The following is a 22,836-nucleotide window of genomic DNA, read 5'->3' on the forward strand; positions in this document are numbered from 1 at the left end:
GTGAGCACTGCCATGCTCCCGGACACACAACTCGTGCCCCGAGGGGAGCGCATCGTGTCCGACCCGTCGTCCGTGATCGACGATCTGCACCGGGAGAGTGACGAACTCGACCGGCTGGTAGGGAAGTTGGCAGAGGGGCAATGGACCCTCGCGACACCCGCTCCCGGGTGGACCGTCGCCCATCAGATCGCGCATCTCGCCTGGACCGACCGCTCCGCGCTGCTCGCCGTGACCGACGCCGAGGCCTTCGCCAAGGAGGTCGAGAAGGCGCTCGCCTCGCCCGACGGATTCGTGGACGACGGTGCGGCGGAGGGGGCCGCACTGCCGCCCGCCCGGCTGCTCGCCGAGTGGCGGGAGGGGCGGGCCGCGCTGGAGAAAGCCCTGCGCGCGGCACCCACCGGAACCCGGTTTCCCTGGTATGGCCCACCCATGTCGGCCGCCTCTATGGCCACCGGCCGTCTTATGGAGACCTGGGCCCACGGACAGGACGTGGCCGACACGTTGGGCGTGGTGCGCGCACCCACGGACCGGCTGAAGCATGTGGTGCGCATCGGGGTGCGGGCCCGTGACTTCGCCTTCGGGGCACGGGGACTCACCGCGCCCGGCGAGGAGTTCCGGGTCGAACTGGTCGGCCCCTCGGGCGAGTCGTGGACGTACGGCCCGGAGGACGCCGCCCAGCGCGTCACCGGGCCCGCTCTCGACTTCTGCCTGCTGGTGACCCAGCGGGCGAACCGCGCCGACCTCGCCGTACGGGCGGAAGGCCCCGACGCCGACCGCTGGCTGGACATCGCTCAGGCCTTCGCGGGGCCGCCGGGCGTCGGACGCGCGCCGAAGGGAGCCGCAGGGTGAGCGGCGTACCACCGCTGCGCATCGGCAACGCCTCCGGCTTCTACGGCGACCGCTTCGGCGCCCTGCGCGAGATGCTCACCGGCGGCCCGCTGGACGTCCTCACCGGCGACTACCTCGCCGAGCTGACGATGCTCATCCTGGGCCGCGACCGGCTGAAGGACCCGAGACGGGGATACGCCAAGACCTTCCTGAGGCAGCTGGAGGAGTGCCTCGGCCTGGCGCACGAGCGGGGCGTGCGCGTCGTCGCGAACGCCGGCGGCCTCAACCCGGCCGGACTCGCCGACGCCGTCCGCGAGTTGGCCGACCGGCTCGGCATCCCGGTGCGCGTCGCCCATGTCGAGGGCGATGACCTGACGCCCCAGTACGCGGGGAGTCTCGCCGCGCACGCCTACCTCGGCGGCGCGGGCATCGCCGCGTGCCTGCGCCAGGGCGCGGACATCGTCGTCACGGGGCGGGTCACGGACGCCGCGCTCGTCACCGGGCCCGCTGTCGCCCACTTCGGCTGGGGGCCGCGCGCGTACGACCGGCTCGCGGGCGCCGTCGTCGCCGGGCACGTCCTGGAGTGCGGCACCCAGGCCACCGGCGGCAACTACGCCTTCTTCGCCGACCACGACCCGGCTGGCCTGCGCCATCCCGGCTTCCCGCTCGCCGAACTCCACGAGGACGGCACGAGCGTCATCACCAAGCACGACGGCACCGGAGGCCTCGTCGACGTCGGCACGGTCACGGCCCAACTCCTGTACGAGACACAGGGCGCTCGGTACGCGGGCCCCGACGTCACCGCCCGGCTGGACTCGGTCCGGCTCACCCAGGAGGGCCCCGACCGGGTACGGATCGAGGGCGTGCGCGGCGAGGCCCCGCCCCCCACCCTCAAGGTCGGCCTCAACCGGCTCGGCGGCTTTCGCAACGAGGTCGTGTTCGTCCTGACCGGGCTCGACATCGCGCAGAAGGCCGCCCTGGTACGGGCCCAGATGGAGGCCGCGCTCGACGCCGCCAAGTCCCGCCCGGCGGACGTCCGCTGGGACCTCGCCCGCACGGACCACCCCGATGCCCCCACCGAGGAGACCGCGAGCGCGCTGCTCCGGCTCGTCGTGCGGGACAGGGAGCAGGAGGTCGTGGGGCGGGCGCTCAGCGGGGCCGCCATCGAGCTGGCGCTGGCGAGCTACCCCGGATTCCATGTGATGGCGCCACCTGGGACGGGCGCGCCCTATGGGGTCTTCGAGGATGTGTACGTCCCCCATGGGGCTGTGGACCACGTGGCGGTCCTCTACGACGGGCGACGCGTCCGTGTGGCTCCGGCGGAGGACACCCGCGTACTGGAGACGCCCGAAGAGCCGCCGCTGCCCGAGCCGTTGCCCGTGACCGGACCGACCCGCCGCGCTCCCCTCGGGCTCATCGCCGGGGCCCGGAGCGGGGACAAGGGTGGGAACGCCAACGTCGGTGTGTGGGCGAGGTCGGACGACGCCTGGCGGTGGATGGCTCATCAGCTGACGACTGACAGATTTCAGAATCTGATAACTGAAAGCCGTCATCTGAAAGTCGTCCGTCACATACTGCCCAACCTCCGCGCCCTCAACTTCGTCGTCGAAGGCATCCTCGGCGAAGGCGTCGCCTCCCAGGCCCGTTTCGACCCCCAGGCCAAGGCCCTCGGCGAATGGCTCCGCTCCCGCCACCTGGACATACCGGAGACCCTCCTGTGACCGTCCTCTCCTCCGCGCTCGACATCAAGAGCCCCGACTACACCGCCCACCGCGAAGCCATGCTGGCCAAGCTCGCCGACCTGGACGCCGAGCACGCCAAGGCGCTCGCCGGCGGCGGACCCAAGTACGTCGAGCGGCATCGCAAGCGCGGCAAGCTCCTCGCGCGCGAACGCATCGAGCTGCTGCTCGACCCGGACACGCCCTTCCTGGAGCTGTCGCCGCTGGCGGCCTGGGGAAGCGACTACGCGATCGGCGCCTCGCTCGTCACCGGGATCGGGGTCGTCGAGGGCGTGGAGTGCCTGATCACGGCGAACGACCCGACCGTGCGCGGCGGTGCCAGCAACCCCTGGAGCCTGAAGAAGGCGCTGCGGGCCAATGACATCGCCCTCGCCAACAGGTTGCCCTGCATCAGCCTCGTCGAGTCGGGCGGCGCCGATCTGCCGTCCCAGAAAGAGATCTTCATCCCTGGCGGTGCGATCTTCCGCGACATCACGCGGTTGTCGGCGGCCGGAATCCCCACCGTGGCCGTGGTCTTCGGGAACTCCACCGCCGGAGGCGCGTACGTCCCCGGTATGTCCGACCACGTGATCATGGTCAAGGAGCGGGCCAAGGTCTTCCTGGGCGGTCCGCCGCTGGTGAAGATGGCCACCGGCGAGGAGAGCGACGACGAGTCGCTGGGCGGTGCCGAGATGCACGCGCGCGTGTCGGGTCTGGCGGACTACTTCGCCGTCGACGAGCAGGACGCGCTGCGGCAGGCCCGGCGCGTGGTGGCACGGCTCAACCACCGCAAGGCGTACGGCGATCCGGGCCCGGCGGCCCCGCCCAAGTACGACGAGAACGAGCTCCTGGGGATCGTCCCCGGCGACCTGAAGCACCCCTTCGATCCGCGCGAGGTCATCGCCCGCATCGTCGACGGTTCGGACTTCGACGAGTTCAAGCCGCTGTACGGGACGAGCCTCACGACAGGCTGGGCGGCGCTCCACGGCTACCCCGTCGGCATCCTCGCCAACGCCCAAGGGGTGCTCTTCAGCGCCGAGTCCCAGAAGGCGGCCCAGTTCATCCAGCTGGCCAACCAGCGCGACATCCCCCTCCTCTTCCTGCACAACACCACCGGCTACATGGTCGGCAAGGAGTACGAGCAGGGCGGCATCATCAAGCACGGCGCGATGATGATCAACGCGGTGAGCAACTCGCGCGTCCCGCATCTCTCCGTGCTCATGGGCGCCTCGTACGGGGCCGGCCACTACGGCATGTGCGGGCGGGCCTACGACCCGCGCTTCCTGTTCGCCTGGCCCAGCGCCAAGTCGGCCGTCATGGGCCCCCAGCAGCTCGCGGGCGTCCTGTCCATCGTCGCCCGGCAGTCGGCGGCGGCGAAGGGGCAGCCGTACGACGAGGACGCCGACGCCGCCCTGCGCGCCATGGTGGAGCAGCAGATCGAGTCGGAGTCCCTGCCGATGTTCCTGTCCGGGCGGCTGTACGACGACGGGGTCATCGACCCGCGCGACACCCGCACCGTCCTCGGCCTGTGCCTGTCCGCGATCCACACGGCGCCGTACGAGGGCGCGCGTGGCGGCTTCGGCGTCTTCCGGATGTGAGGGATCCAGTGATCACTTCTGTGCTCGTCGCGAACCGCGGCGAGATCGCGTGCCGTGTCTTCCGCACCTGCCGTGAGGGGGGAATCCGAACCGTCGCCGTGCATTCGGACGCCGACGAGAACGCCCTCCACACGCGCGTGGCCGATACGGCGGTACGGCTGCCGGGGGCGGCGCCCTCGGAGACGTATCTGCGCGGCGACCTGATCGTGAAGGCGGCCCTGAGCGCCGGCGCGGACGCCGTGCACCCCGGGTACGGCTTCCTGTCCGAGAACGCCGACTTCGCACGGGCCGTCCTCGAGGCGGGCCTCGTCTGGATCGGTCCGCCGCCCGAGGCGATCGAGGCGATGGCCTCGAAGACGCGGGCCAAGAAGCTGATGGGGATCGAAGCCCTGTCGCAGGTGACGGCCGACGACCTCCCCGTGCTGGTGAAGGCGGCCGCTGGCGGTGGCGGGCGCGGTATGCGTGTGGTCAGGGAACTGGCCCAGCTGGACGCCGAGTTGACGGCCGCCCGTGCCGAGGCGCTCGGGGCCTTCGGCGACGGGGAGGTCTTCGTCGAGCCCTATGTGGAGGGCGGCCGGCACGTCGAGGTGCAGATCCTCGCCGACACGCACGGCACGGTGTGGGCACTCGGCACCCGCGACTGCTCCCTCCAAAGGCGTCACCAGAAGGTCATCGAGGAGGCTCCCGCACCGGGGCTGGGCGACCTCACCCAGACGTTGTACGACCTGTCCGTACGCGCCGCCCGCGCGGTCGACTACGTGGGCGCCGGAACGGTCGAGTTCCTGGTCGCGAACGGTAAGGCCCACTTCCTGGAGATGAACACCCGCCTCCAGGTCGAACACCCGGTCACGGAAGCCGTCTTCGGCATCGACCTCGTGGCACTGCAGATCCAGGTCGCCGAGGGCGCGGCGCTGGACAACGACCCTCCACGCGCGCGTGGCCACGCGGTCGAGGCCCGCCTCTACGCGGAGGACCCGGCCGGCGCGTGGGCCCCGCAGACCGGCACCCTGCACCGCCTCACCGTCCCGGACGGCGTCCGCCTCGACACCGGCTACACCGACGGCGACCCCATCGGCATCCACTACGATCCGATGCTCGCCAAGGCCGTCGCCCACGCCCCGACGCGCGCGGAAGCCCTCCGCCGGCTGTCGGGCGCCCTGGAGAGGGCGACGATCCACGGCCCGGTCACCAACAGGGACCTGCTCGTACGGTCGCTGCGGCACGAGGAGTTCACCGCGGCCCGGATGGACACGGGCTTCTACGAGCGCCACCTCGCCGATCTGACGACACCCGCCCCCGACCCGTACGTCCCTCTGGCCGCCGCCCTCGCGGACGCCCACGGGCGCTCCGGGTTCGGCGGCTGGCGGAACCTGCCCTCGCAGCCCCAGACCAAGCGCTACCTGATGGCGGGCACCGAACACGAAGTCCACTACCGGCACACCCGCGAGGGCCTGACCGCCGACGGGGTGCGCGTGGTGCACGCCGACGCCGCTCTCGTCGTACTCGAAGTGGGCGGCGTACGAAGGAAGTTCGAGGTCGCACGCTACGACGACCAGGTCTTCGTGAACGCGACCGCCGTCACCGCCCTGCCCCGCTTCCCCGATCCGGCCGCGGAGCGCGCCCCCGGCTCACTGCTCGCACCGATGCCCGGCACCGTGGTCCGGGTGTCGGAGGGGCTGGCCGCAGGAGCCGCTGTACGGGCCGGAGAGCCCCTGCTGTGGCTGGAGGCGATGAAGATGGAGCACAAGATCTCCGCGCCGGTCACAGGGACGCTCAGCGCTCTGTACGCCGCACCCGGCCAGCAGGTGGAGGTCGGCGCCTTGCTGGCGGTCGTACAGCAGACCTGAGAGACGCGGGGCCGCATCGAATATGCGGCTCCGCCGCGTGAGCGCGCCAAGCCACCCAAGACCCGCATCCTCCAGACGGCCGAACCCCCTCTCCCTGAGGAGCCCCCATGACCAATCTCGTCGAAACCGAAGAGCACAAGGCCCTCCGCTCGGCCGTGGCCGCCCTCGGCAGGCGCTACGGCCGCGCATACCTCACCAAGGTCGTCGCCGAGGGGGCCCACCCGGACGAACTCTGGTCCGAGGCGGCCAAGCTCGGCTACCTCGGCGTCAACCTGCCCGAGGCGTACGGCGGCGGGGGTGGCGGCATAGCCGAACTCTCCATCGTGCTGGAGGAGTTGGGAGCGGCGGGCTGCCCGCTGTTGATGATGGTCGTGTCCCCGGCGATCTGCGGCACGGTGATCGCCCGCTTCGGCACCGAGGCGCAGAAGCGGGAGTGGCTGCCGCCCCTGAGCGACGGCACCCGCACCATGGCCTTCGGCATCACCGAACCCGACGCGGGCTCCAACTCCCACCGGATCACCACCACGGCGCGCCGCGACGGCGACACCTGGGTCCTCACCGGCCGCAAGGTGTTCATCTCCGGCGTCGACATCGCCGACGCCACGCTCATCGTGGGACGTACCGAGGACGCGCGGACGGGCCGCCTCAAGCCGTGTCTGTTCATCGTCCCGCGCGATGCCGAGGGCTTCGGGCGGCGTCGCATCGACATGGAGCTCCAGGGCGCGGAGAAGCAGTTCGAGCTGACCCTGGACGACGTACGGCTGCCCGCCGACGCGCTCGTCGGCGACGAGGACGCCGGCCTGCTCCAGCTCTTCGCCGGGCTCAACCCGGAGCGGGTGATGACGGCGGCGTTCGCGATCGGCATGGGCCGCTACGCGCTCTCCAGGGCCGTCGAGTACGCGCGCGAACGCACCGTCTGGAAGGCGCCCATCGGCGCCCACCAGGCGATCGCGCACCCCCTGGCGCAGTCCCACATCGAGCTCGAACTCGCCCGCCTGATGATGCAGAAGGCGGCGTTCCTGTACGACTCCGGGGACGACGTCGCCGCCGGAGAGGCCGCCAACATGGCCAAGTACGCGGCCGCCGAAGCCTGTGTGAAGGCCGTCGACCAGGCCGTGCACACCCTCGGCGGCAATGGCCTCACCCGCGAATTCGGCCTCGCCTCACTGATTACGGCGTCGCGCGTGTCTCGTATCGCACCGGTCAGCAGGGAGATGATTCTCAACTACGTCTCCCACCAGACCCTGGGCCTTCCCAAGTCGTACTAGCGAGCCACTTGAGCCGCTCTAGGAGGAACCGTGTTCCGCAGCCAGTACGCAGACGTCCCGGCCGTCGAGGAACCCATCCACGACGCCGTCCTAGGCCGTGCCGCCGAGCGCGGCGCTGCGCCCGCGCTCGTCGACGGTGTCGACGGAACCACGCTCACGTACGAACAACTGGACCGCTTCCACCGGCTGCTGGCCGCCTCGTTCGCCGACGCGGGCGTCCGCAAGGGCGATGTGCTCGCCCTGCACAGTCCGAACACCATCGCCTTTCCGACGGCGTTCTACGCCGCCACGCGCGCGGGGGCGTCGGTCACGACCGTGCACCCGCTCGCCACGCCCGAGGAATTCGCCAAGCAGTTGCGCGACAGCGCGGCCGCCTGGATCGTCACCGTGTCGCCCCTCCTGGATACCGCCCGCGCGGCAGCCGAACTCGCGGGCGGCATACGGGAGATCTTCGTCTGCGACCAGGCGCCCGGGCACCGCTCGCTGATCGACCTGCTCGCCACCACCGCGCCCGAACCGCGGATCGACATCGACCCCGTGGCCGACGTCGCCGCCCTCCCGTACTCCTCCGGGACGACCGGCATCCCCAAGGGCGTGATGCTCACCCACCGGTCCATAGCCACCAACCTGGCGCAGCTCGTGCCGTCCATGCCGCTGGGCCCCGGCGACCGCATCCTCGCCGTGCTGCCGTTCTTCCACATCTACGGGCTGACGGCCCTGATGAACGCTCCCCTGCGGCAGGGCGCCACCGTCGTCGTACTGCCCCGCTTCGAGCTGGACACGTTCCTCGCGGCCATCGAGAAGCACCGCATCAACGTGCTGTTCGTGGCCCCGCCGATCGTCCTCGCCCTCGCCAAGCATCCGGCGGTCGCCCAGTACGACCTGTCGTCCCTCGAGCACGTCATTTCCTCCGCCGCGCCCCTGGACGCGAAACTGGCGCAGGCCTGCTCGCAGCGGCTCGGGCTGCCGCCCATCGGCCAGGGCTACGGCATGACGGAACTCTCGCCCTGCACCCATCTGGTGCCCCTGAACACCCCGGACGCGCCCCCCGGGACGGTCGGCAGGCTCATCGCCGGCACCGAGATGCGCATCGTCTCCCTCGACGACCCCGACAAGGAGCTGGGCGTCGGTGAGGCCGGAGAGATCGCCATCCGCGGCCCTCAGGTCATGAAGGGCTACCTGGGCCGCCCCGACGCCACCGCGGCGATGATCGACCCCGACGGCTGGCTGCACACCGGAGACGTCGGTCACGTGGACGCCGAGGGCTGGCTGTTCGTCGTCGACCGCGTCAAGGAACTCATCAAGTACAAGGGTTTCCAGGTCGCCCCCGCCGAACTCGAGGCGCTGCTGCTCACCCACCCCGGCATCGCCGACGCGGCCGTCATAGGCACCTACAACGAGGACCACAACGAAGTCCCCCACGCCTACGTGGTGCGTCAGCCGTCCGCGACCGACCTCGCCGAAGGAGAGATCATGATGTACGTCGCCGAACGCGTCGCCCCGTACAAGAGGGTCCGTCTCGTCACCTTCGTCGAAGGCGTCCCGCGGGCGGCCTCCGGGAAGATCCTGCGACGCGAACTGCGGGGCCGCTCATGACCGTTGTGCACACGGCACGCGACCGCGCCGTCACCACCCTCACCCTCGACTCGCCCGCCAACCGCAACGCCCTCTCGGCCGTCCTCGTCGGCGAACTGGCGGACGCGCTCACCAGGTGCGGCAAGGACGGCGACGTACGCGCGGTCGTCCTGACCCACACCGGGAACACGTTCTGTGCGGGCGCCGACCTGCGCGACCCGCCGCACCCGGACGCCCTCGTCGGACTGTTGCGGCAGATCGTCGAGCTGCGCAAACCCGTGCTGGCCCGGGTGACCGGACATGTACGGGCGGGCGGCCTCGGCCTGCTGGGCGCCTGCGACATCGCGGCCGCCTCCACGGACGCCACCTTCGCCTTCACCGAGGTACGCATCGGCGTCGCACCCGCCGTGATCTCCCTCCCGCTGCTGCCCCGCACCGACCCCCGAGCCCTCGCCCGCTACTACCTCACCGGCGAGCGCTTCGACGCCGCCGAGGCGGTCCGCACCGGACTCCTCACGGTGACCGGCGACGACGTCGACGAGGTGCTCGCCCCCCTCCTCGACGGCCTGCGCCGAGCGTCCCCCCAGGGCCTCGCCGAGACGAAAGAGCTGCTCACGGCTAAGGTGCTGGAGACCTTCGACCGGGACGCGGCCGAACTGACCGCGCTCTCGGCCCGGCTGTTCTCCTCCGCGCAGGCCCGCGAAGGGATGACAGCCTTCCTCGAACGACGGGATCCCGCATGGGTGGTGTGAGCACGACGGAGCAGGCCACGCGTCTTCCGCATGTTCCCAAGCAGGACCGCAGCCGGGCCACCCGGCAGCGGCTCCTGGCAGCCGCTGTGGCCTGCCTCGCCGAACACGGCTGGGCGGGCTCCACGGTCTCCGTCGTCGCCGAACGCGCCGGCGTCTCCCGGGGCGCTGCCCAGCACCACTTCCCGACCCGCGAGGACCTCTTCACGGCGGCGGTCGAGTACGTCGCCGAGGAACGCTCCACCGCCCTGCGCGCCCTCTTCCCCGACGGTGCCGTCGACCGCCGAGCCGTCGTCGCCGCCCTCGTCGACCTCTACACCGGCCCCCTCTTCCGCGCCGCCCTGCACCTCTGGGTCGCCGCCTCCAACGAGGACCAACTCCGCCCGAGGGTCACCGAACTGGAGGCCCGCGTCGGCCGCGAGACCCACCGCATCGCGGTCGACCTCCTGGGCGCCGACGAATCCCGACCCGGCGTGCGCGAGACCGTCCAGGGCCTGCTGGACATGGCCCGGGGCCTGGGCCTGGCCAACCTCCTCACGGACGACGCGGGGCGCCGGGAGCGGGTGGTGGAGCAATGGGGTTCGCTGATGGAGGAGGCGCTCGGCTGAGGCGTCGGCCTCAGGGACTGAGCCGCTCCACCCGCCAGCTGCCGTCCGGCTCCGCCACGTACCGCAGCCGGTCGTGCAGGCGGTTCTCGCGGCCCTGCCAGAACTCGACCGCTTGCGGGGCGATACGGAAACCGCCCCAGTGCGGCGGGACCGGGACCTGCTCGCCCTCCGGGTAGCGGGCGCTCAACTCCGCGTAGGAGACGTCCAGTTCGGTGCGAGAGCGGATGACGGAGGACTGGGCGCTGGCCCAGGCGCCGAGCTGGGAGCCGTGCGGGCGGGTGCGGAAGTACGCGGCGGTCTCGTCGCGGCCGGTACGCCGCGCCGTGCCGGTGACGATGACCTGGCGGGCCAGCGGATGCCACGGGAAGAGCAGCGAGATGTACGGGTTGGCGGCCAGCTCGCGGGCCTTGCGGGAGTCGTAGTTGGTGTAGAAGACGAAGCCCTGCTCGTCGTACTGCTTCAGCAGCACCGTGCGCGAACTGGGGCGGCCCTCGGCGTCCGCCGTGGAGACGACCATCGCGTTCGGCTCGTGCACGAAACCGTGCACCGCGGCCTGCGCCGCCTGCTCGAACCAGCGGGCGAACTGGTCCATCGGGTGCGGGGCGAGGTCCGCCTCGTCCAGACCCTCGGCGCGGTAGTGCGCGCGCATCGCGGCGGGGTCGGCGGCGAGTTCTTCGGCGTCGGCGTCGGCGGCCTCGGCTGCGCGCTGGACGATGGGCTCGGCGGCGGATTCATCCGGGAAGCGGTCGTTCACGCGGTCATCCTGCCGTATGCGCCCCCGCCTCCGGTGGGCGTGTGCTGCATCACTGCGTGGCACTCAGTGCCGCACACTCTCCCCAAAGGTGGCACTCGGGGATATCGTGCTGCTGCCGTTCCGGTTGGGATGACCGCCAGCCGCACGGGGCATCACCGGGGTGACCGCTTCGGACCGCGAGTCGGCGAGGACCCTTCGAAAGGCTCCGGAGAGTCTTCGAGAGTTTTCGGGAACGACCGTGGAACCGGACCGGCGGACGAACGACATCGACCGCCACCCACGCCTGACACATGGTCGCGAACACCACGTACACCACAAGCAGCATGTACGCCACGCACACCCCACAACACCATCTGTCGCACACATCACGAGGAGCCGCCTGATGTCCGACTTCGTACCCGGGCTCGAGGGAGTCATCGCGTTCGAGACGGAGATCGCCGAACCGGATAAGGAGGGCGGCGCACTCCGGTACCGAGGCGTCGACATCGAGGATCTGGTCGGCCACGTCTCCTTCGGCAACGTCTGGGGGCTGCTCGTCGACGGCGCCTTCAAACCCGGCCTGCCGCCCGCCGAACCGTTCCCCATCCCCGTCCACTCCGGCGACATCCGCGTCGACGTCCAGTCGGCGCTCGCCATGCTGGCACCCGTCTGGGGCCTCAAACCCCTCCTCGACATCGACGAGCAGCAGGCCCGCGAGGACCTCGCCCGCGCCGCCGTCATGGCCCTCTCGTACGTCGCCCAGTCCGCCCGCGGCCAGGGCCTGCCCATGGTCCCGCAGCACGAGATCGACAAGGCGCAGTCCGTCGTGGAGCGGTTCATGATCCGCTGGCGCGGAGAGCCGGACCCCAAGCACGTGGCGGCCGTGGACGCCTACTGGACCTCCGCGGCGGAGCACGGCATGAACGCCTCGACGTTCACGGCGCGCGTCATCGCGTCGACGGGCGCGGATGTCGCCGCGGCGCTCTCGGGCGCCGTAGGGGCCATGTCGGGCCCGCTGCACGGCGGCGCGCCGTCCCGCGTCCTCGGCATGATCGAGGAGATCGAGCGCACCGGAGACGCCGAGGCCTACGTCAAGCAGGCCCTCGACAAGGGCGAACGCCTCATGGGCTTCGGCCACCGCGTCTACCGCGCCGAGGACCCGCGCGCGCGGGTCCTGCGCCGCACCGCCCGCGACCTCGGGGCGCCCCGCTTCGAGATCGCCGAAGCCCTGGAGCAGGCCGCCCTCGCCGAACTCCACGCCCGTCGCCCGGACCGCGTCCTGGCGACGAACGTCGAGTTCTGGGCCGCCATCGTCCTCGACTTCGCCGAGGTTCCGGCCCACATGTTCACCTCGATGTTCACCTGCGCCCGCACCGCGGGCTGGTCGGCGCACATCCTGGAACAGAAGCGCACGGGCCGGCTCGTACGCCCCTCCGCGCGCTACGTGGGCCCCGGCTCGCGCAGCCCCCAGGAAATCGACGGCTACGAGGACATCGCGCACTGAGAACCGGTCGCACCGGGAACCAGGCCGTACCGGCGCACCGGGAACCAAGTACCGGCGCACCGGGAACCAGTACCGGCGCACCGGGAATCAGGTCGCACCGAGGAGCAGGGTCCTCGTCGTACGCCGGTCATCACGCGGGCGTGAGCAGCTCCGCGTGATGACGGGCGGCGACCAGCGGATGTGCCCGCAGCTTGCCCTTCAGCTCATTCCTGCCGTACTCGGCGAAGAGCGGATTCGCCGGATCCGTCGTCACCCCGGGCGCGGTGGCCGCGTGCGGGAACGGCAACGGCTCGACCCGCGCGTCGAGCCGCGGGTTGTAGAAGAACGGCACGGAGAACCGCTCGGTGGCTCCAGCCGGACTGACCACCCGATGATTGGTGGCGATCAGATACCCGTTGGTGGCCACTTCCAGCAGCTCACCGAGATTGACGACGAAGGCTCCCGGCAGCGGCGGCACATCATGGAACAGCCCGTCCTCCCGCTGCACCTGGAGCCCGCCCACCTGGTCCTGCAGCAGCAGCGTCAGAAACCCGTAGTCCTTGTGCGCGCCGACCCCCTGATCGCCTCCGTCACTCGCACTCCCCGGATACCGCACCAGCTTCAGATGCGGATGAGCCCGCTCCCCGAAGACCGGCTCGTAGAAGTCGCCGGGCGCACCGATGGCGACGAGCAGCTCACGCAGCAGCCGCGCCGCGACGGCACTGAGCCGGTCGATCCAGGCCAGTGCGGCGACCCGCAGCTCCGGCAGGGCATCCGGCCACTGGTTCGGCCCCTCCAGCCACCAGTACGCGGGCTCACCCGGACCCGGTGTCCGAGCAGCCCGCTCGGCCCCTATGTCCAGCTGGTCCCGCCAGTCCCGGCTCCCTCCCGTCCGCTCGTCGCCCGTACGCGTGTACCCCCGGAAATGCGGCGAGTTCAGGTTGTCGATGGCCAGCCGATCGACTTCGGGAAGCGCGAAGAACCGATGCATGGCCTGAAGCAGAGCGCCGGTCTCGGCCTCTGTCACCCCATGCCCGACGAGCTGGAAGAACCCCACGTCGTGCGCGGCGCTGTGCAACTGCGCGTGCAGCAGCGCACGGGCCTGGGGGCCGCGGTCGGCCGCGGAGAGATCAATGATCGGAAGCTGCTGGTACTGGTGTTGCTGCTGGTGCCGAGAAGACGTGTTCGTCGTCATGAGTCGCGTCCGCAGGTGTACGGGGCCCGGGCAGCCGCCGAGGGTGGGGCGGGGCCGCGGGTGCCAAGGTGGAAGAGAGAAACGGCGCGAGAAGCGCACAAAGGGGCTGGGTCAGGCAGAACGCCGACAGCCCATGCTCGTGACGCGCACGTAGTCCACGTGACGGCGTCGAACGAGCATCGGAAGCATGGCCCCAGAGTACTGCGGGGCGGCCGATGCACCTGTGCCCCACCTCACACCACACCTGAAACGCAGACGACCCGCGAGCTCGGGTCCCCCCGCCTCACGGCGGGGGAGCCGGCCGGACGTACCGGCGAGCTCGCGGGTCGGGTGACTGCTTGGGATTGGGGCCGGCTGCACGCACATGTCACGCGCTGGTCCGGCACCGCACTGAATGTGGTGACGGGCCGCTAGCCCGCAGCCACCTCTTCCGTCCGGTATTCATACATCTGCCGAACCACCTCCTCTCCGAAGTAACAATCACCCTAGGAACCTGGTCCGGGCACTTCAAGGGGTTTTCCGAGATGTTGACGGCAAGCGCTCCTCCAGCCCACTGAGCAGGCCACTTCAACATGCCCAGCTCAGGCCGCTCTCGCCGCCACCGCGCTCCACCGGCGGTGGACCCGTGCTTCATGGGGCGGGCGGGGTGGAATTCCGGCGTACAACGATTTCGTCCAATCTTTGGGGAACGAGGTGTGGGCTGGGTCACGTTCGAGTTGAATGATTACCAGTGAGCGAACTGTCGCGCCGTACGTGCGGACGCAGCCTGCAGGGGGTCCAGGTGAGTGCTTCCCGGCGTAGTGGGACCACCGATGAGCTGGGGCCGGACGAGCCCGAGCGGGATGGTTCGGATCTGCTTGCCGCGCTGTTGGACGGGATGGACGCGGCGCTCTGTGCCTTCGATGCCGAGGGGGTCGTGACCCACTGGAATCGAGAAGCTGAGCGGATTCTTGGGTGGACCGCGGCCGAGGCCGTGGGACGACAGGGGTTCGCCGGGTGGGCCGTGCGGACCGCGGACGCCGAGGAGGTCGAGGGGCGGTTGCTGTCCGCCATGCAGTCCCCTGGGCGGCAGGTGCATGAATTCGCCCTGCTGACCAAGGACGGGGGGCGGGTGCTCGTACGGACGCAGTCCGCCGCCGTGCCGGGCCCGGACGGGAAGCCCGCCGGGGTGTACTGCGCCTTCAGCGAGGTGCACGCGCAGATCGATCTCGAGCGGTCCATCGCGCTGAGCGAGGCGTTGTTCGAGGACGCCAGCTGGGGCGTGGTGCTCGTCGACGCCGATCTGCGACCCGCCGTCGTCAACGCGCATGCGGCGCGAGCTCTGGGGACCGGGCGTACGTCGGTGCTCGGGCGGCCCCTCGGCGACCTGCTCTCGCAGGGCGTGGAGGAACTGGAGAGCGCGCTCACGCATGTGCTCGCGGAGGGCGCGCCGCCCGCGCCCGCCGAGATGTGGGTGAGTGTGCGGACGACGGAGGGCGAGAAGCGGCGCTGCTGGCGCAGTGGGTTTCTGCGGCTCGCCTCGCCGCTCGCGGAGGAGCCCGTACCGCTGGGGGTCGGGTGGCTCTTCCAGGACGTCACCGAGGCCAAGCAGACCGAGCAGGAGGCGGCGCTGCTGCGGTTCCGGGCCAATCAGCTGCACCGGGCGGCGCGGGCCGCTGCCGAGTGCGAGGACCCGGCGGAGGTCGCCACCGTCCACCTCGACTTCGCGCTCGCCGGTTTCGCCGACCACGCGCTGATCGACCGCGTGGCGGGAGGTTCGTCCTGGGACGGCGAGGGGCCCGTGCGGCTCGTACGGGCCGCCGCCACGCCCTCCGGCGCGCCGGGGCCGAGTCTGCTCACCGGGAAGGCGGGGCTGCCCGTCCGGTACGCGGAGGGCCATCCCGCCCTGCAGTGCGTGGAGCGTGCCGGGTCCGTACGGGCCAGCGCGGGTGCCGCGGCCGCCGAGCAGGCGCGCGAGTGGGCCGTGGCGCGCCAGTGGCCGCCGGACTCGGTGCATGCGCTGTGCGCGGTGCTGCGGAGCCGGGGGCGGACGCTGGGGGTCGTGACGTTTCTGCGAGGGGCGGGGCGCAGTCAGTTCGAGCGGACGGACGCGACGTACGCGGAGGACGTGGCCGTACGGATTGCCATGGCGCTGGACCTGGAGGGTGTGCTGGGACTCGGGTAGGGCGGCGCCCGGGCTCGCGCGATGCGGTTGCCCGGCCGCGGGAGCCGGGCTCGGGGCGGGCGCGCTCACCGGGTGCTGACAGGGGCGCTGTACCCACCCGATATCCACCCGTGCCGTCCCAGCGGCGCGATGGCCCACGGCCATGACCGCCGAGGAGAGGCTGCCGTCCCGGTCTTACGTCTGCCCGCAGCCAGGACGGCCGAAGTGCCTCTCAGTGGCGGTAGAAGATCCGGTCCCCGTATTCCGTCATCACGCGGCTGTTCCACTCGTGGCCGCCGTCCACGTTGCCCGAGCGGAGGAGGGGTGGCTCGATGCCGCGGTCGGCGAGGGCGCCGGCGGCCGTGGCCATGACGGCCTGGAGGAGGGCCGTGGTGACGACGGTGGAGGCGGGGGCGAAGGGGGCCTCGATCGCGTCGAGAGTGAGTTCCGCGTCGCCGACCGCGATCCTCGAGTCGAGGACGATGTCGCAGTGGTCCTTCAGATACGTCCCCGAGACATGCCGGGACCTCGTCTCGGAGGCGTAGGCGACCGAGGTGACGCCGATGACCTTCACCCCCAGCGCGCGGGCGTTCATGGCCATCTCGACGGGGAGCGCATTGCGGCCGGAGAGCGAGATGATCACGAGTACGTCGCCGGAGCGGACCGGGCTGGAGTCCAGGACGGCGCTCGCGAGGCCGTCGACGCGCTCCAGGGCGGAGCCGAGCGTCGCGGGCATGACGTCGACGCCGACGACGCCCGGTACGGCCAGCAGATTCATCAGGGCGAGGCCGCCCGCGCGGTAGACGATGTCCTGCGCGGCGAGCGAGGAGTGTCCGGCGCCGAAGGCGAAGAGCCGTCCGCCGTCGGCGACGGTGTCGGCGATCAGGGTCCCCGCCGCCGCGATCTCCCCGGCGTCCTCGTCCCGGACCCGCTGCAGCAGGCCGATCGCGGCGTCGAAGAACTGCCCGGCCAGCTTGCTGTCGCTCATCGGCGAAGCCCCTTAGAAGTCTCGTCCGCGTCGGGTGGGCATCGTGTCGCGGATCACGTTGCGGTCTGGACCAGTGCCCTGTCAATACGGCCCGCGGGGGCGACACTGGGCTCGGGGCGCCGCGCCACATCCGCCCCGGCCGAGCCCCGCACCCGTACAGCCGCACAGGCACTCGTCAGCGCGTGGTTGCCACGGCGAGGCACGGTTGTCAGTGGTATGCGTCAGAATTGGGTTCAGGGCCAGCGCACACGCCGGTGAGCCATCGAGTCTCCGGCAGAGCTAATCGAGGGGCACGAATGTCCGGATTGATCGACACCACGGAGATGTATCTCCGCACCATCCTCGAGCTGGAGGAGGAAGGCGTTGTCCCCATGCGCGCCCGGATCGCGGAGCGGCTCGACCAGAGCGGCCCGACGGTCAGCCAGACGGTGGCGCGGATGGAGCGCGACGGCCTGGTGGCGGTCGCCAGCGACCGGCACCTGGAGCTCACCGAGGAGGGGCGGCGGCTGGCCACGCGTGTCATGCGCAAGCACCGCCTCGCGGAGTGCCTGCTCGTCGACGTGATCGGCCTGGAGTGGGAGCAGGTGCACGCCGAGGCGTGTCGCTGGGAGCACGTGATGAGCGAGGCCGTCGAGCGGCGGGTCCTCGAGCTGCTGCGCCACCCGACCGAGTCGCCGTACGGGAATCCGATCCCGGGCCTGGAGGAGCTGGGCGAGAAGGACGGCGCCGACCCGTTCCTGGACGAGGGCATGGTGTCGCTGGCCGAGCTCGACCCGGGGCACGACGGCAAGACCGTGGTCGTACGGCGTATCGGTGAGCCGATCCAGACGGACGCTCAGCTGATGTACACGCTGCGGCGGGCGGGCGTGCAGCCCGGCTCCGTGGTGAGCGTGACCGAGTCGGCGGGCGGGGTCCTGGTGGGCAGCGGCGGCGAGGCCGCGGAGCTGGAGGCGGACGTTGCCTCCCATGTGTTCGTCGCCAAGCGCTAGCGTCGGCGGAGAGGGAGCGCCGGGCGCCGGCACCTGATCATCGCTGGGTGCCGATCCGCGTGTGATCGGCACCCGGCACCGGTACCCGCGAGGGGCAGCTCCCGGGCGCCGGCCGTGGGGGACGGCATCCGCCGTCCCCGCGGTCGGCACCCGGGCGCACGCCACCGACCTTCACGCCGGCTCCGAGCGCCCGCCGCGCAAGCTCGCCCACATGACTCCGGGCGCCCGCCGCGCCCGCTCGTCCACATGGCTCTGGGCATGTCAACTCCCGTGACGCCAGAGGCAGTTGTGATGCTTCCGCGACCTCACCGAAACCAAGATTCAGTGTGCCGAATCGCAGCGCCGGGACCATTTGCGTGCGAGGCTGTCGCGTGAGGCATATGACCTGAGGGCTCTTGACCGTGTCCGGGAGCGATGGTGCGCGGTCGGGGAGGGGGCGGGGAGGATGTGCCGCAGATGTGGAGAGGGCCCCGGCGCCAGATGGCGCCGGGGCCTGTCCTCCCCTGTGCTGACCCGGAGCCCCGAGCTCTCAGGGTCATTCCCCTCGGACCGTTTTTCCCCGAGCGGTCCGCCTCCCGCTGAAGATCTCCCCTCGACGGCGGCGATCAATCCCCGACCATGGTCACTCGAATGAGGGGTGTTGCAGCCAGGAAGGCCATTTTCGAAATCCCATTCGATAGCGTGGCGGTGCAGTAGGGGTACACGTAGAGCAGCACCGGTAGCAGGAGCAGCGGTACGACAGCGGTAGGAAGCGGTACGAGTGGACCGGCCGGTTCGAGCGGGAGCGAGCCGGTCCGAGCGAGCTAGGGGGGTGCCATTACCGATGGTGGGGCGCATCGACGTGACGGGAGCGGGCGGCGTACGCCTCGCTGCGTGGGAGTTCGCCGATCCTCCGAAGGCGGATCCCTCCAGGGCCGGCGAGGCCTCGGGAGCCCCCGGAGTGCTGTTGCTGCACGGCCTGATGGGCCGCGCCTCGCACTGGGCGTCCACCGCCCGCTGGCTCTCCGAGCGACATCGTGCCGTCGCCCTCGACCAGCGCGGCCACGGCCAGAGCGACAAGGCGCCTCAGGCGGAGTACACCCGCGAGGCGTACGTCGAGGACGCCGAGGCCGCGCTCGAGCAGCTCGGCCTCGCCCCCGCCGTTCTCATCGGCCACGCCATGGGTGCGCTGACCGCCTGGCAGCTCGCCGCGAAGCGGCCCGATCTCGTACACGGGCTGATCATCTGTGACATGCGGGCGTCGGCGTTAGGGGCCGCGTCGCAGCGTGAGTGGGAGGACTGGTTCAAGGCCTGGCCGGTGCCCTTCGCCACGCTCGCCGACGTACGGAAGTGGTTCGGCGAGGACGACCCCTGGGTGGAGCGGCCGAATCCGTCCCGAGGGGAGTTCTACGCCGAGGTGATGCACGAGTCCCCGGACGGGTGGCGTCCGGTCTTCGAGCCCGATCAGATGCTCAAGTCCCGGCAGACGTGGGTGTACGACGCGCACTGGGAGGAGCTGGCGCAGGTGCGCTGTCCCGCGCTCGTCGTGCGGGGGCTGGACGGGGAGCTGGGGCGAGCCGAGGCGCAGGAGATGGTCCGGGTGCTGCCGTACGGGCAGTATGCGGAGGTGGCCGAGGCGGGGCACCTTGTGCACTATGACCAGCCGGAGGCTTGGCGCGCGGCGATCGAGCCGTTTCTGGACGGGGTCCTCACCGGGAGCTGAGCGCTTCCCGTGCAGGGCAGGGCCCGGCGCCGCCCCGGCACGACGGTCCACAGGGTGAGCCGTGTGGATCACCCCTTGCTGACCGCCGCCAAGATCTCCGGCAGCCGCCGTGCCGTCCGAGGCGCCGCCAGGCGCAGGCCCAGCACCGTGATCAGGGCCCCGTACCCGGCGCCCAGTGGCAGCAGCAGCCAGGTCCACTCGTCGCCGTCCGCCGTGACGTTCAGCCAGATGGTGAGGGTGATGACAGGTGCGGCGAGCAGAGCCGCCGAGACCATGCCGCCGAAGATGGAGATCCAGGCGAGGCCGGTCTGGCCGGGGGCGACGTTCTTGTAACCCTCCTGGGGGATCGAGTACGGGAAGCGGGCCGAGGACCACGCGCCGGTGGCGAGCATCGCGCCGAGCAGTGCGAAGGAGAGGCCGAGCACCTCGGGCAGCTTGGGCCAGTCGCCGAGCATCGCCGTCGTCAGGACGGTCACGAGGGTCGCGTACGGCAGGGTGATCACCAGCAGTGCCAGCGCGCGCCCGCGCAGTTCGACGTAGGCGTCCCGGGTGGACGAGATCGTCATCGCCACGATCCAGAACGCGGACGTGTCCTGCCCGAACTGGTTGTACATCTGGATCCCGAGCATCCCTGCCGCGAAGCACGCGAAGTAGATCGAGCCGGTGCCCTGGAGCGCGTTGAAGACCGGCACGATCAGGCCGATCGCCAGCGATGTCACCCACGCCGCCTTGGTCTTCGGGTCGCGCCACACATAACGCAGGCTGCGCTCCATGACCGTTCCGGTGCGGCCCGACGGCAGCAGCCGGCCGAGCCCCGACGAGCCCCACTCCCGCGCGGCGGGCTCGGCCGCCTGCAACGTGGACCCGTCCGGCGAGGTCATCAGCCGGGTCAGATGACGGGACCACAGCGCCAGCAGCCCGGCCAGCGCGGCCACGGCGAGGACGAGTTGGGCGATGCCCGCCCCGTACGACCCCTCGCTCACCGAGTCCACCGCGCCGATCGCCGAGGCGGGCGGCAGCCACCGCAGCACGTCCGCCACGGGGTCGAGCTTCGACAGGCCGCCCGCCGAACCGAGCCGCTGCGCACCGAAATTGACCAGTTGTGCGCCGATCGCGATCACCAGGCCACTGAGCACCGCCAGATCGCGGCCCTTGCGGCTGGACAGCAGCCGGATGTTGGCGGCCGCGACGGCCCGTGCGAGGGCCACGCAGACGAGCAGGGCCACGACGACGGCGATGACGGCGGTGACGTACGCCGCCGCGCCGTGTGCCACGGAGATGACCGAACCGATGAGCAGGCACAGCGTGAAGACCGGCCCGATGCCGACCAGTGAGGCCACGAGCAGCGCCCGTACGAGCGGACGCGGGCGCAGCGGCAGCATCACCAGCCGCGTCGGGTCGAGCGTCTCGTCGCCGCTGGGGAAGAACAGCGGCATCACGGCCCAGCCGAGCGCCAGGACCGCGATGAGCAGCATGGCGACGGCGGTGGCGTGCGCGTTGCCGCGCAGCGCGATCAGGCCGAGCAGCTGGAGGGCTGCGAAGAGCAGGACGAGGACGACGGAGGTGACGTACGCGGCCCGCCGTCCGGCGGACTGCCGCAGCCCGTTGCGCAGGAGCGACAGCTTCAGTCGTACGACGACGGGGGTGATCGACGCGGCGGAGACACCGGCGTTGCTGCTCATCGGGCGGCCCCGCCGCCCAGCCAGTCGAGATCGGTCCCGGCGGTGCGGCCGCGCGCGCCGACCAGCTCCAGGAAGGCCTGCTGGAGGGAGGGCGCGCTGCCGCGCACCTCCGCGAGCGGGCCGTGTGCGCGGATGCGCCCCGCGGCCATGACGGCGACCCAGTCGCACAGCGACTCGACCAGCTCCATCACGTGCGAGGAGAAGACGACCGTGGCGCCCGATCCGGTGTACCGCTCCAGGACACCGCGGATGGTCTGCGCGGAGACCGGATCGACGCCCTCGAACGGCTCGTCCAGGAAGAGGACTTCGGGGTTGTGGAGGAGGGCGCAGGCCAGGCCGATCTTCTTGCGCATGCCGGTGGAGTAGTCGACGACGAGTTTGTGCTGGGCACCCGCGAGGTCGAGGACGTCGAGGAGCTGGGTGGCGCGTTTGTCGACCTCGGTGCCGTGCAGGCCGCGCAACCGGCCGGTGTAGGCGAGGAGTTCGCGCCCGGAGAGCCGCTCGAAGAGACGCAGTCCCTCGGGCAGCACACCGATGCGGGCCTTCACCTCCACCGGGTCGCGCCACACGTCGCGCCCGACGACCTCGACCGTGCCCTGGTCGGGCCGGAGCAGCCCGGTCGCCATTGAGAGAGTGGTGGTCTTCCCGGCCCCGTTCGGACCGACGAGCCCGATGAACCGGCCCGCGGGCAGTTCCAGATCGATCCCGGCGACGGCGACCTGCTCCCCGAACCGCTTCCAGAGCCCGCGCACACGGACGGCGGGTACGGCTTCCCCAGCTACGTCGGTCATGCAAGCACCCTAAGGGGAAGCGCCCCTGTCTTCAGGGGCGCGGGGAACTGCGCGACCAGCCGCGACGAACCCGCGGAGACGACGGCGCCGATCCAGCGTTACCGGTCCCGCCCGCACGCGTAAGCAAGCGGCGAGATCAACTCCTCCGCATCCGGAAGCCACCGATTCGCAGGTGTCGGCCGACAGGCCCACTGCACCGCGCCGCGCGAGCCGAACCGGGTCGGCGGGGCAGCGACGTACGCCCCCTCCCCGAGGGTGACAAGGTCGAGGGAGGAGGGCGGCCACCCGAGGTTGCGGACCAGGTCGGGGACCTTCGCGGCGGCACCGGGGAGCACGAAGAAGTGCATGCGCCGGTCCGGGGTGCAGGAGACGGGGCCGAGGGTCAGCTCCATGCGCCGCATCCGGGCGAGCGCGAGACAGCCGGCCGTCTCGGGGACCTCGATCGCATCGAACGTCCGTCCGGTGGGCAGCAGAATCGACGCCGCCGGCTGCTTCGACCACATCCGGCGTACGACGGTCACACTGCCCGTCGTCTGTGTCGCCCAGTCCTCGCGCGCCGGATGTGCGCCGGGTGCGGAGCACACGGGCTCGCCGCAGGAGCAGTGCTGCACCCCGTCGGCGGCTTCCAGCCAGGTGCCCGGGAACACGTCCCAGTGGCGCTCCTCGGCATAGCGCACGGCGGCTTCCTGCAGCGATTCGCCGCGCTGCTTGGGGATCTGTGCGGTCTTTGTGCCTGCGATGGTCTCTTCCACGCTGAACTCAACTCTCGGGTCACCCTCGGGTTACGGGGGACACGCGCGCGGGGGAGGAGCATCGATTCCGCATCTGGGGCGCATGGATGCACGTGTGGGGGCGCGCAGGGGCAACGGCAGCGGGGTGCGGGTAACCAGGGGAGGGGTCGGGCAGCCGCCTTTACCCCGGCAATCCTCATATGTCTCG

18 protein-coding genes are annotated in these 22,836 nt (G+C 71.2%); 12 read left to right on the plus strand and 6 right to left on the minus strand.

Annotation, left to right across the window (positions count from 1 at the left end; all coding sequences use genetic code 11):
* The first annotated feature begins 54 nt into the window (after positions 1–54).
* The 8 genes from ACIBK0_RS32650 (at position 55) to ACIBK0_RS32685 (ending at position 10,191) form a co-directional block, all read left to right on the plus strand.
* Positions 55–849, plus strand: a complete 795-nt coding sequence (locus tag ACIBK0_RS32650) for a TIGR03084 family metal-binding protein (RefSeq protein WP_399087832.1) — start codon at positions 55–57, stop codon at positions 847–849.
* A complete protein-coding gene (locus tag ACIBK0_RS32655) occupies positions 846–2,549 on the plus strand; it encodes an acyclic terpene utilization AtuA family protein (RefSeq protein WP_399087834.1) in 1,704 nt (567 codons plus the stop codon). The genes ACIBK0_RS32650 and ACIBK0_RS32655 overlap by 4 nt, the downstream gene beginning before the upstream one ends.
* Entirely contained in the window at positions 2,546–4,144 is a 1,599-nt protein-coding gene (locus ACIBK0_RS32660; protein ID WP_399087836.1) for an acyl-CoA carboxylase subunit beta, read from the plus strand. Before ACIBK0_RS32655 ends, ACIBK0_RS32660 begins: the two co-directional genes overlap by 4 nt.
* Before the next feature lie 8 nt (positions 4,145–4,152).
* Positions 4,153–5,991, plus strand: coding sequence for an acetyl/propionyl/methylcrotonyl-CoA carboxylase subunit alpha (locus ACIBK0_RS32665; RefSeq protein WP_399087838.1), 1,839 nt, complete (start codon positions 4,153–4,155; stop codon positions 5,989–5,991).
* Between the two features lie 107 nt (positions 5,992–6,098).
* Positions 6,099–7,259, plus strand: coding sequence for an acyl-CoA dehydrogenase family protein (locus ACIBK0_RS32670; protein WP_399087840.1), 1,161 nt, complete (start codon positions 6,099–6,101; stop codon positions 7,257–7,259).
* 30 nt (positions 7,260–7,289) lie between these two features.
* Positions 7,290–8,855 carry a 4-coumarate--CoA ligase family protein gene (locus ACIBK0_RS32675; protein WP_399087842.1) on the plus strand — a complete coding sequence of 522 codons (1,566 nt, stop codon included), beginning with the start codon at positions 7,290–7,292 and terminating at the stop codon, positions 8,853–8,855.
* Complete coding sequence (locus ACIBK0_RS32680) at positions 8,852–9,586, plus strand: enoyl-CoA hydratase family protein (RefSeq protein WP_399087844.1); 735 nt, start codon at positions 8,852–8,854, stop codon at positions 9,584–9,586. The genes ACIBK0_RS32675 and ACIBK0_RS32680 overlap by 4 nt, the downstream gene beginning before the upstream one ends.
* Positions 9,574–10,191: a TetR/AcrR family transcriptional regulator gene (locus ACIBK0_RS32685; protein WP_399087846.1), complete on the plus strand. Its 618-nt coding sequence runs from the start codon at positions 9,574–9,576 to the stop codon at positions 10,189–10,191. Before ACIBK0_RS32680 ends, ACIBK0_RS32685 begins: the two co-directional genes overlap by 13 nt.
* A gap of 10 nt (positions 10,192–10,201) precedes the next feature.
* Here ACIBK0_RS32685 and pdxH read toward each other — a convergent pair whose 3' ends face one another.
* Entirely contained in the window at positions 10,202–10,840 is a 639-nt protein-coding gene (gene pdxH, locus ACIBK0_RS32690; protein ID WP_399088085.1) for a pyridoxamine 5'-phosphate oxidase, read from the minus strand.
* 487 nt (positions 10,841–11,327) lie between these two features.
* On the opposite strand from pdxH, the gene ACIBK0_RS32695 reads away from it, so the two are divergent.
* On the plus strand, positions 11,328–12,428 hold the full coding sequence (locus tag ACIBK0_RS32695; RefSeq protein ID WP_399087848.1) for a citrate synthase 2: 1,101 nt from the start codon (positions 11,328–11,330) through the stop codon (positions 12,426–12,428).
* Between the two features lie 130 nt (positions 12,429–12,558).
* Here the strand turns inward: ACIBK0_RS32695 and ACIBK0_RS32700 are convergent, their stop codons facing one another.
* Entirely contained in the window at positions 12,559–13,602 is a 1,044-nt protein-coding gene (locus ACIBK0_RS32700) for an isopenicillin N synthase family dioxygenase (RefSeq protein ID WP_399087850.1), read from the minus strand.
* A gap of 781 nt (positions 13,603–14,383) precedes the next feature.
* On the opposite strand from ACIBK0_RS32700, the gene ACIBK0_RS32705 reads away from it, so the two are divergent.
* Positions 14,384–15,766, plus strand: a complete 1,383-nt coding sequence (locus tag ACIBK0_RS32705) for a PAS domain-containing protein (protein WP_399087852.1) — start codon at positions 14,384–14,386, stop codon at positions 15,764–15,766.
* A 211-nt stretch (positions 15,767–15,977) separates the two neighbouring features.
* Here ACIBK0_RS32705 and ACIBK0_RS32710 read toward each other — a convergent pair whose 3' ends face one another.
* Positions 15,978–16,733, minus strand: coding sequence for an SIS domain-containing protein (locus ACIBK0_RS32710; protein WP_399087854.1), 756 nt, complete (start codon positions 16,731–16,733; stop codon positions 15,978–15,980).
* Positions 16,734–17,029: 296 nt separating this feature from the next.
* On the opposite strand from ACIBK0_RS32710, the gene ACIBK0_RS32715 reads away from it, so the two are divergent.
* On the plus strand, positions 17,030–17,722 hold the full coding sequence (locus tag ACIBK0_RS32715; protein ID WP_189186237.1) for a metal-dependent transcriptional regulator: 693 nt from the start codon (positions 17,030–17,032) through the stop codon (positions 17,720–17,722).
* Between the two features lie 823 nt (positions 17,723–18,545).
* Entirely contained in the window at positions 18,546–19,424 is an 879-nt protein-coding gene (locus ACIBK0_RS32720) for an alpha/beta fold hydrolase (protein WP_399087856.1), read from the plus strand.
* A gap of 68 nt (positions 19,425–19,492) precedes the next feature.
* On the opposite strand, the gene ACIBK0_RS32725 is transcribed toward ACIBK0_RS32720, so the two are convergent.
* From ACIBK0_RS32725 to ACIBK0_RS32735, 3 genes are all read right to left on the minus strand, one after another.
* A complete protein-coding gene (locus ACIBK0_RS32725) occupies positions 19,493–21,106 on the minus strand; it encodes a transporter (protein ID WP_399087858.1) in 1,614 nt (537 codons plus the stop codon).
* On the minus strand, positions 21,103–21,897 hold the full coding sequence (locus tag ACIBK0_RS32730; protein ID WP_399087860.1) for an ABC transporter ATP-binding protein: 795 nt from the start codon (positions 21,895–21,897) through the stop codon (positions 21,103–21,105). The genes ACIBK0_RS32725 and ACIBK0_RS32730 overlap by 4 nt, the downstream gene beginning before the upstream one ends.
* Positions 21,898–21,995: 98 nt before the next feature.
* Positions 21,996–22,649 (minus strand): bifunctional DNA primase/polymerase, encoded by a 654-nt coding sequence (locus ACIBK0_RS32735; protein ID WP_399087862.1) that lies wholly within the window; start codon positions 22,647–22,649, stop codon positions 21,996–21,998.
* Between the last annotated feature and the right edge of the window lie 187 nt (positions 22,650–22,836).

This window comes from Streptomyces sp. NPDC050564, assembly GCF_044457265.1.
Lineage (GTDB): Bacteria > Actinomycetota > Actinomycetes > Streptomycetales > Streptomycetaceae > Streptomyces.

What these genes read in the sequence shown, in the direction of transcription:
- ACIBK0_RS32670 (WP_399087840.1), top strand. Translation starts at nt 6,099, where the DNA reads ATGACCAATCTCGTCGAAACCGAAGAGCACAAGGCCCTCCGCTCGGCC.
- ACIBK0_RS32680 (WP_399087844.1), top strand. Translation starts at nt 8,852, where the DNA reads ATGACCGTTGTGCACACGGCACGCGACCGCGCCGTCACCACCCTCACC.
- ACIBK0_RS32685 (WP_399087846.1), top strand. Translation starts at nt 9,574, where the DNA reads ATGGGTGGTGTGAGCACGACGGAGCAGGCCACGCGTCTTCCGCATGTT.
- pdxH (WP_399088085.1), bottom strand. Translation starts at nt 10,840, where the DNA reads ATGCGCGCGCACTACCGCGCCGAGGGTCTGGACGAGGCGGACCTCGCC.
- ACIBK0_RS32695 (WP_399087848.1), top strand. Translation starts at nt 11,328, where the DNA reads ATGTCCGACTTCGTACCCGGGCTCGAGGGAGTCATCGCGTTCGAGACG.
- ACIBK0_RS32700 (WP_399087850.1), bottom strand. Translation starts at nt 13,602, where the DNA reads ATGACGACGAACACGTCTTCTCGGCACCAGCAGCAACACCAGTACCAG.
- ACIBK0_RS32710 (WP_399087854.1), bottom strand. Translation starts at nt 16,733, where the DNA reads ATGAGCGACAGCAAGCTGGCCGGGCAGTTCTTCGACGCCGCGATCGGC.
- ACIBK0_RS32715 (WP_189186237.1), top strand. Translation starts at nt 17,030, where the DNA reads ATGTCCGGATTGATCGACACCACGGAGATGTATCTCCGCACCATCCTC.
- ACIBK0_RS32720 (WP_399087856.1), top strand. Translation starts at nt 18,546, where the DNA reads ATGGTGGGGCGCATCGACGTGACGGGAGCGGGCGGCGTACGCCTCGCT.
- ACIBK0_RS32725 (WP_399087858.1), bottom strand. Translation starts at nt 21,106, where the DNA reads ATGAGCAGCAACGCCGGTGTCTCCGCCGCGTCGATCACCCCCGTCGTC.
- ACIBK0_RS32730 (WP_399087860.1), bottom strand. Translation starts at nt 21,897, where the DNA reads ATGACCGACGTAGCTGGGGAAGCCGTACCCGCCGTCCGTGTGCGCGGG.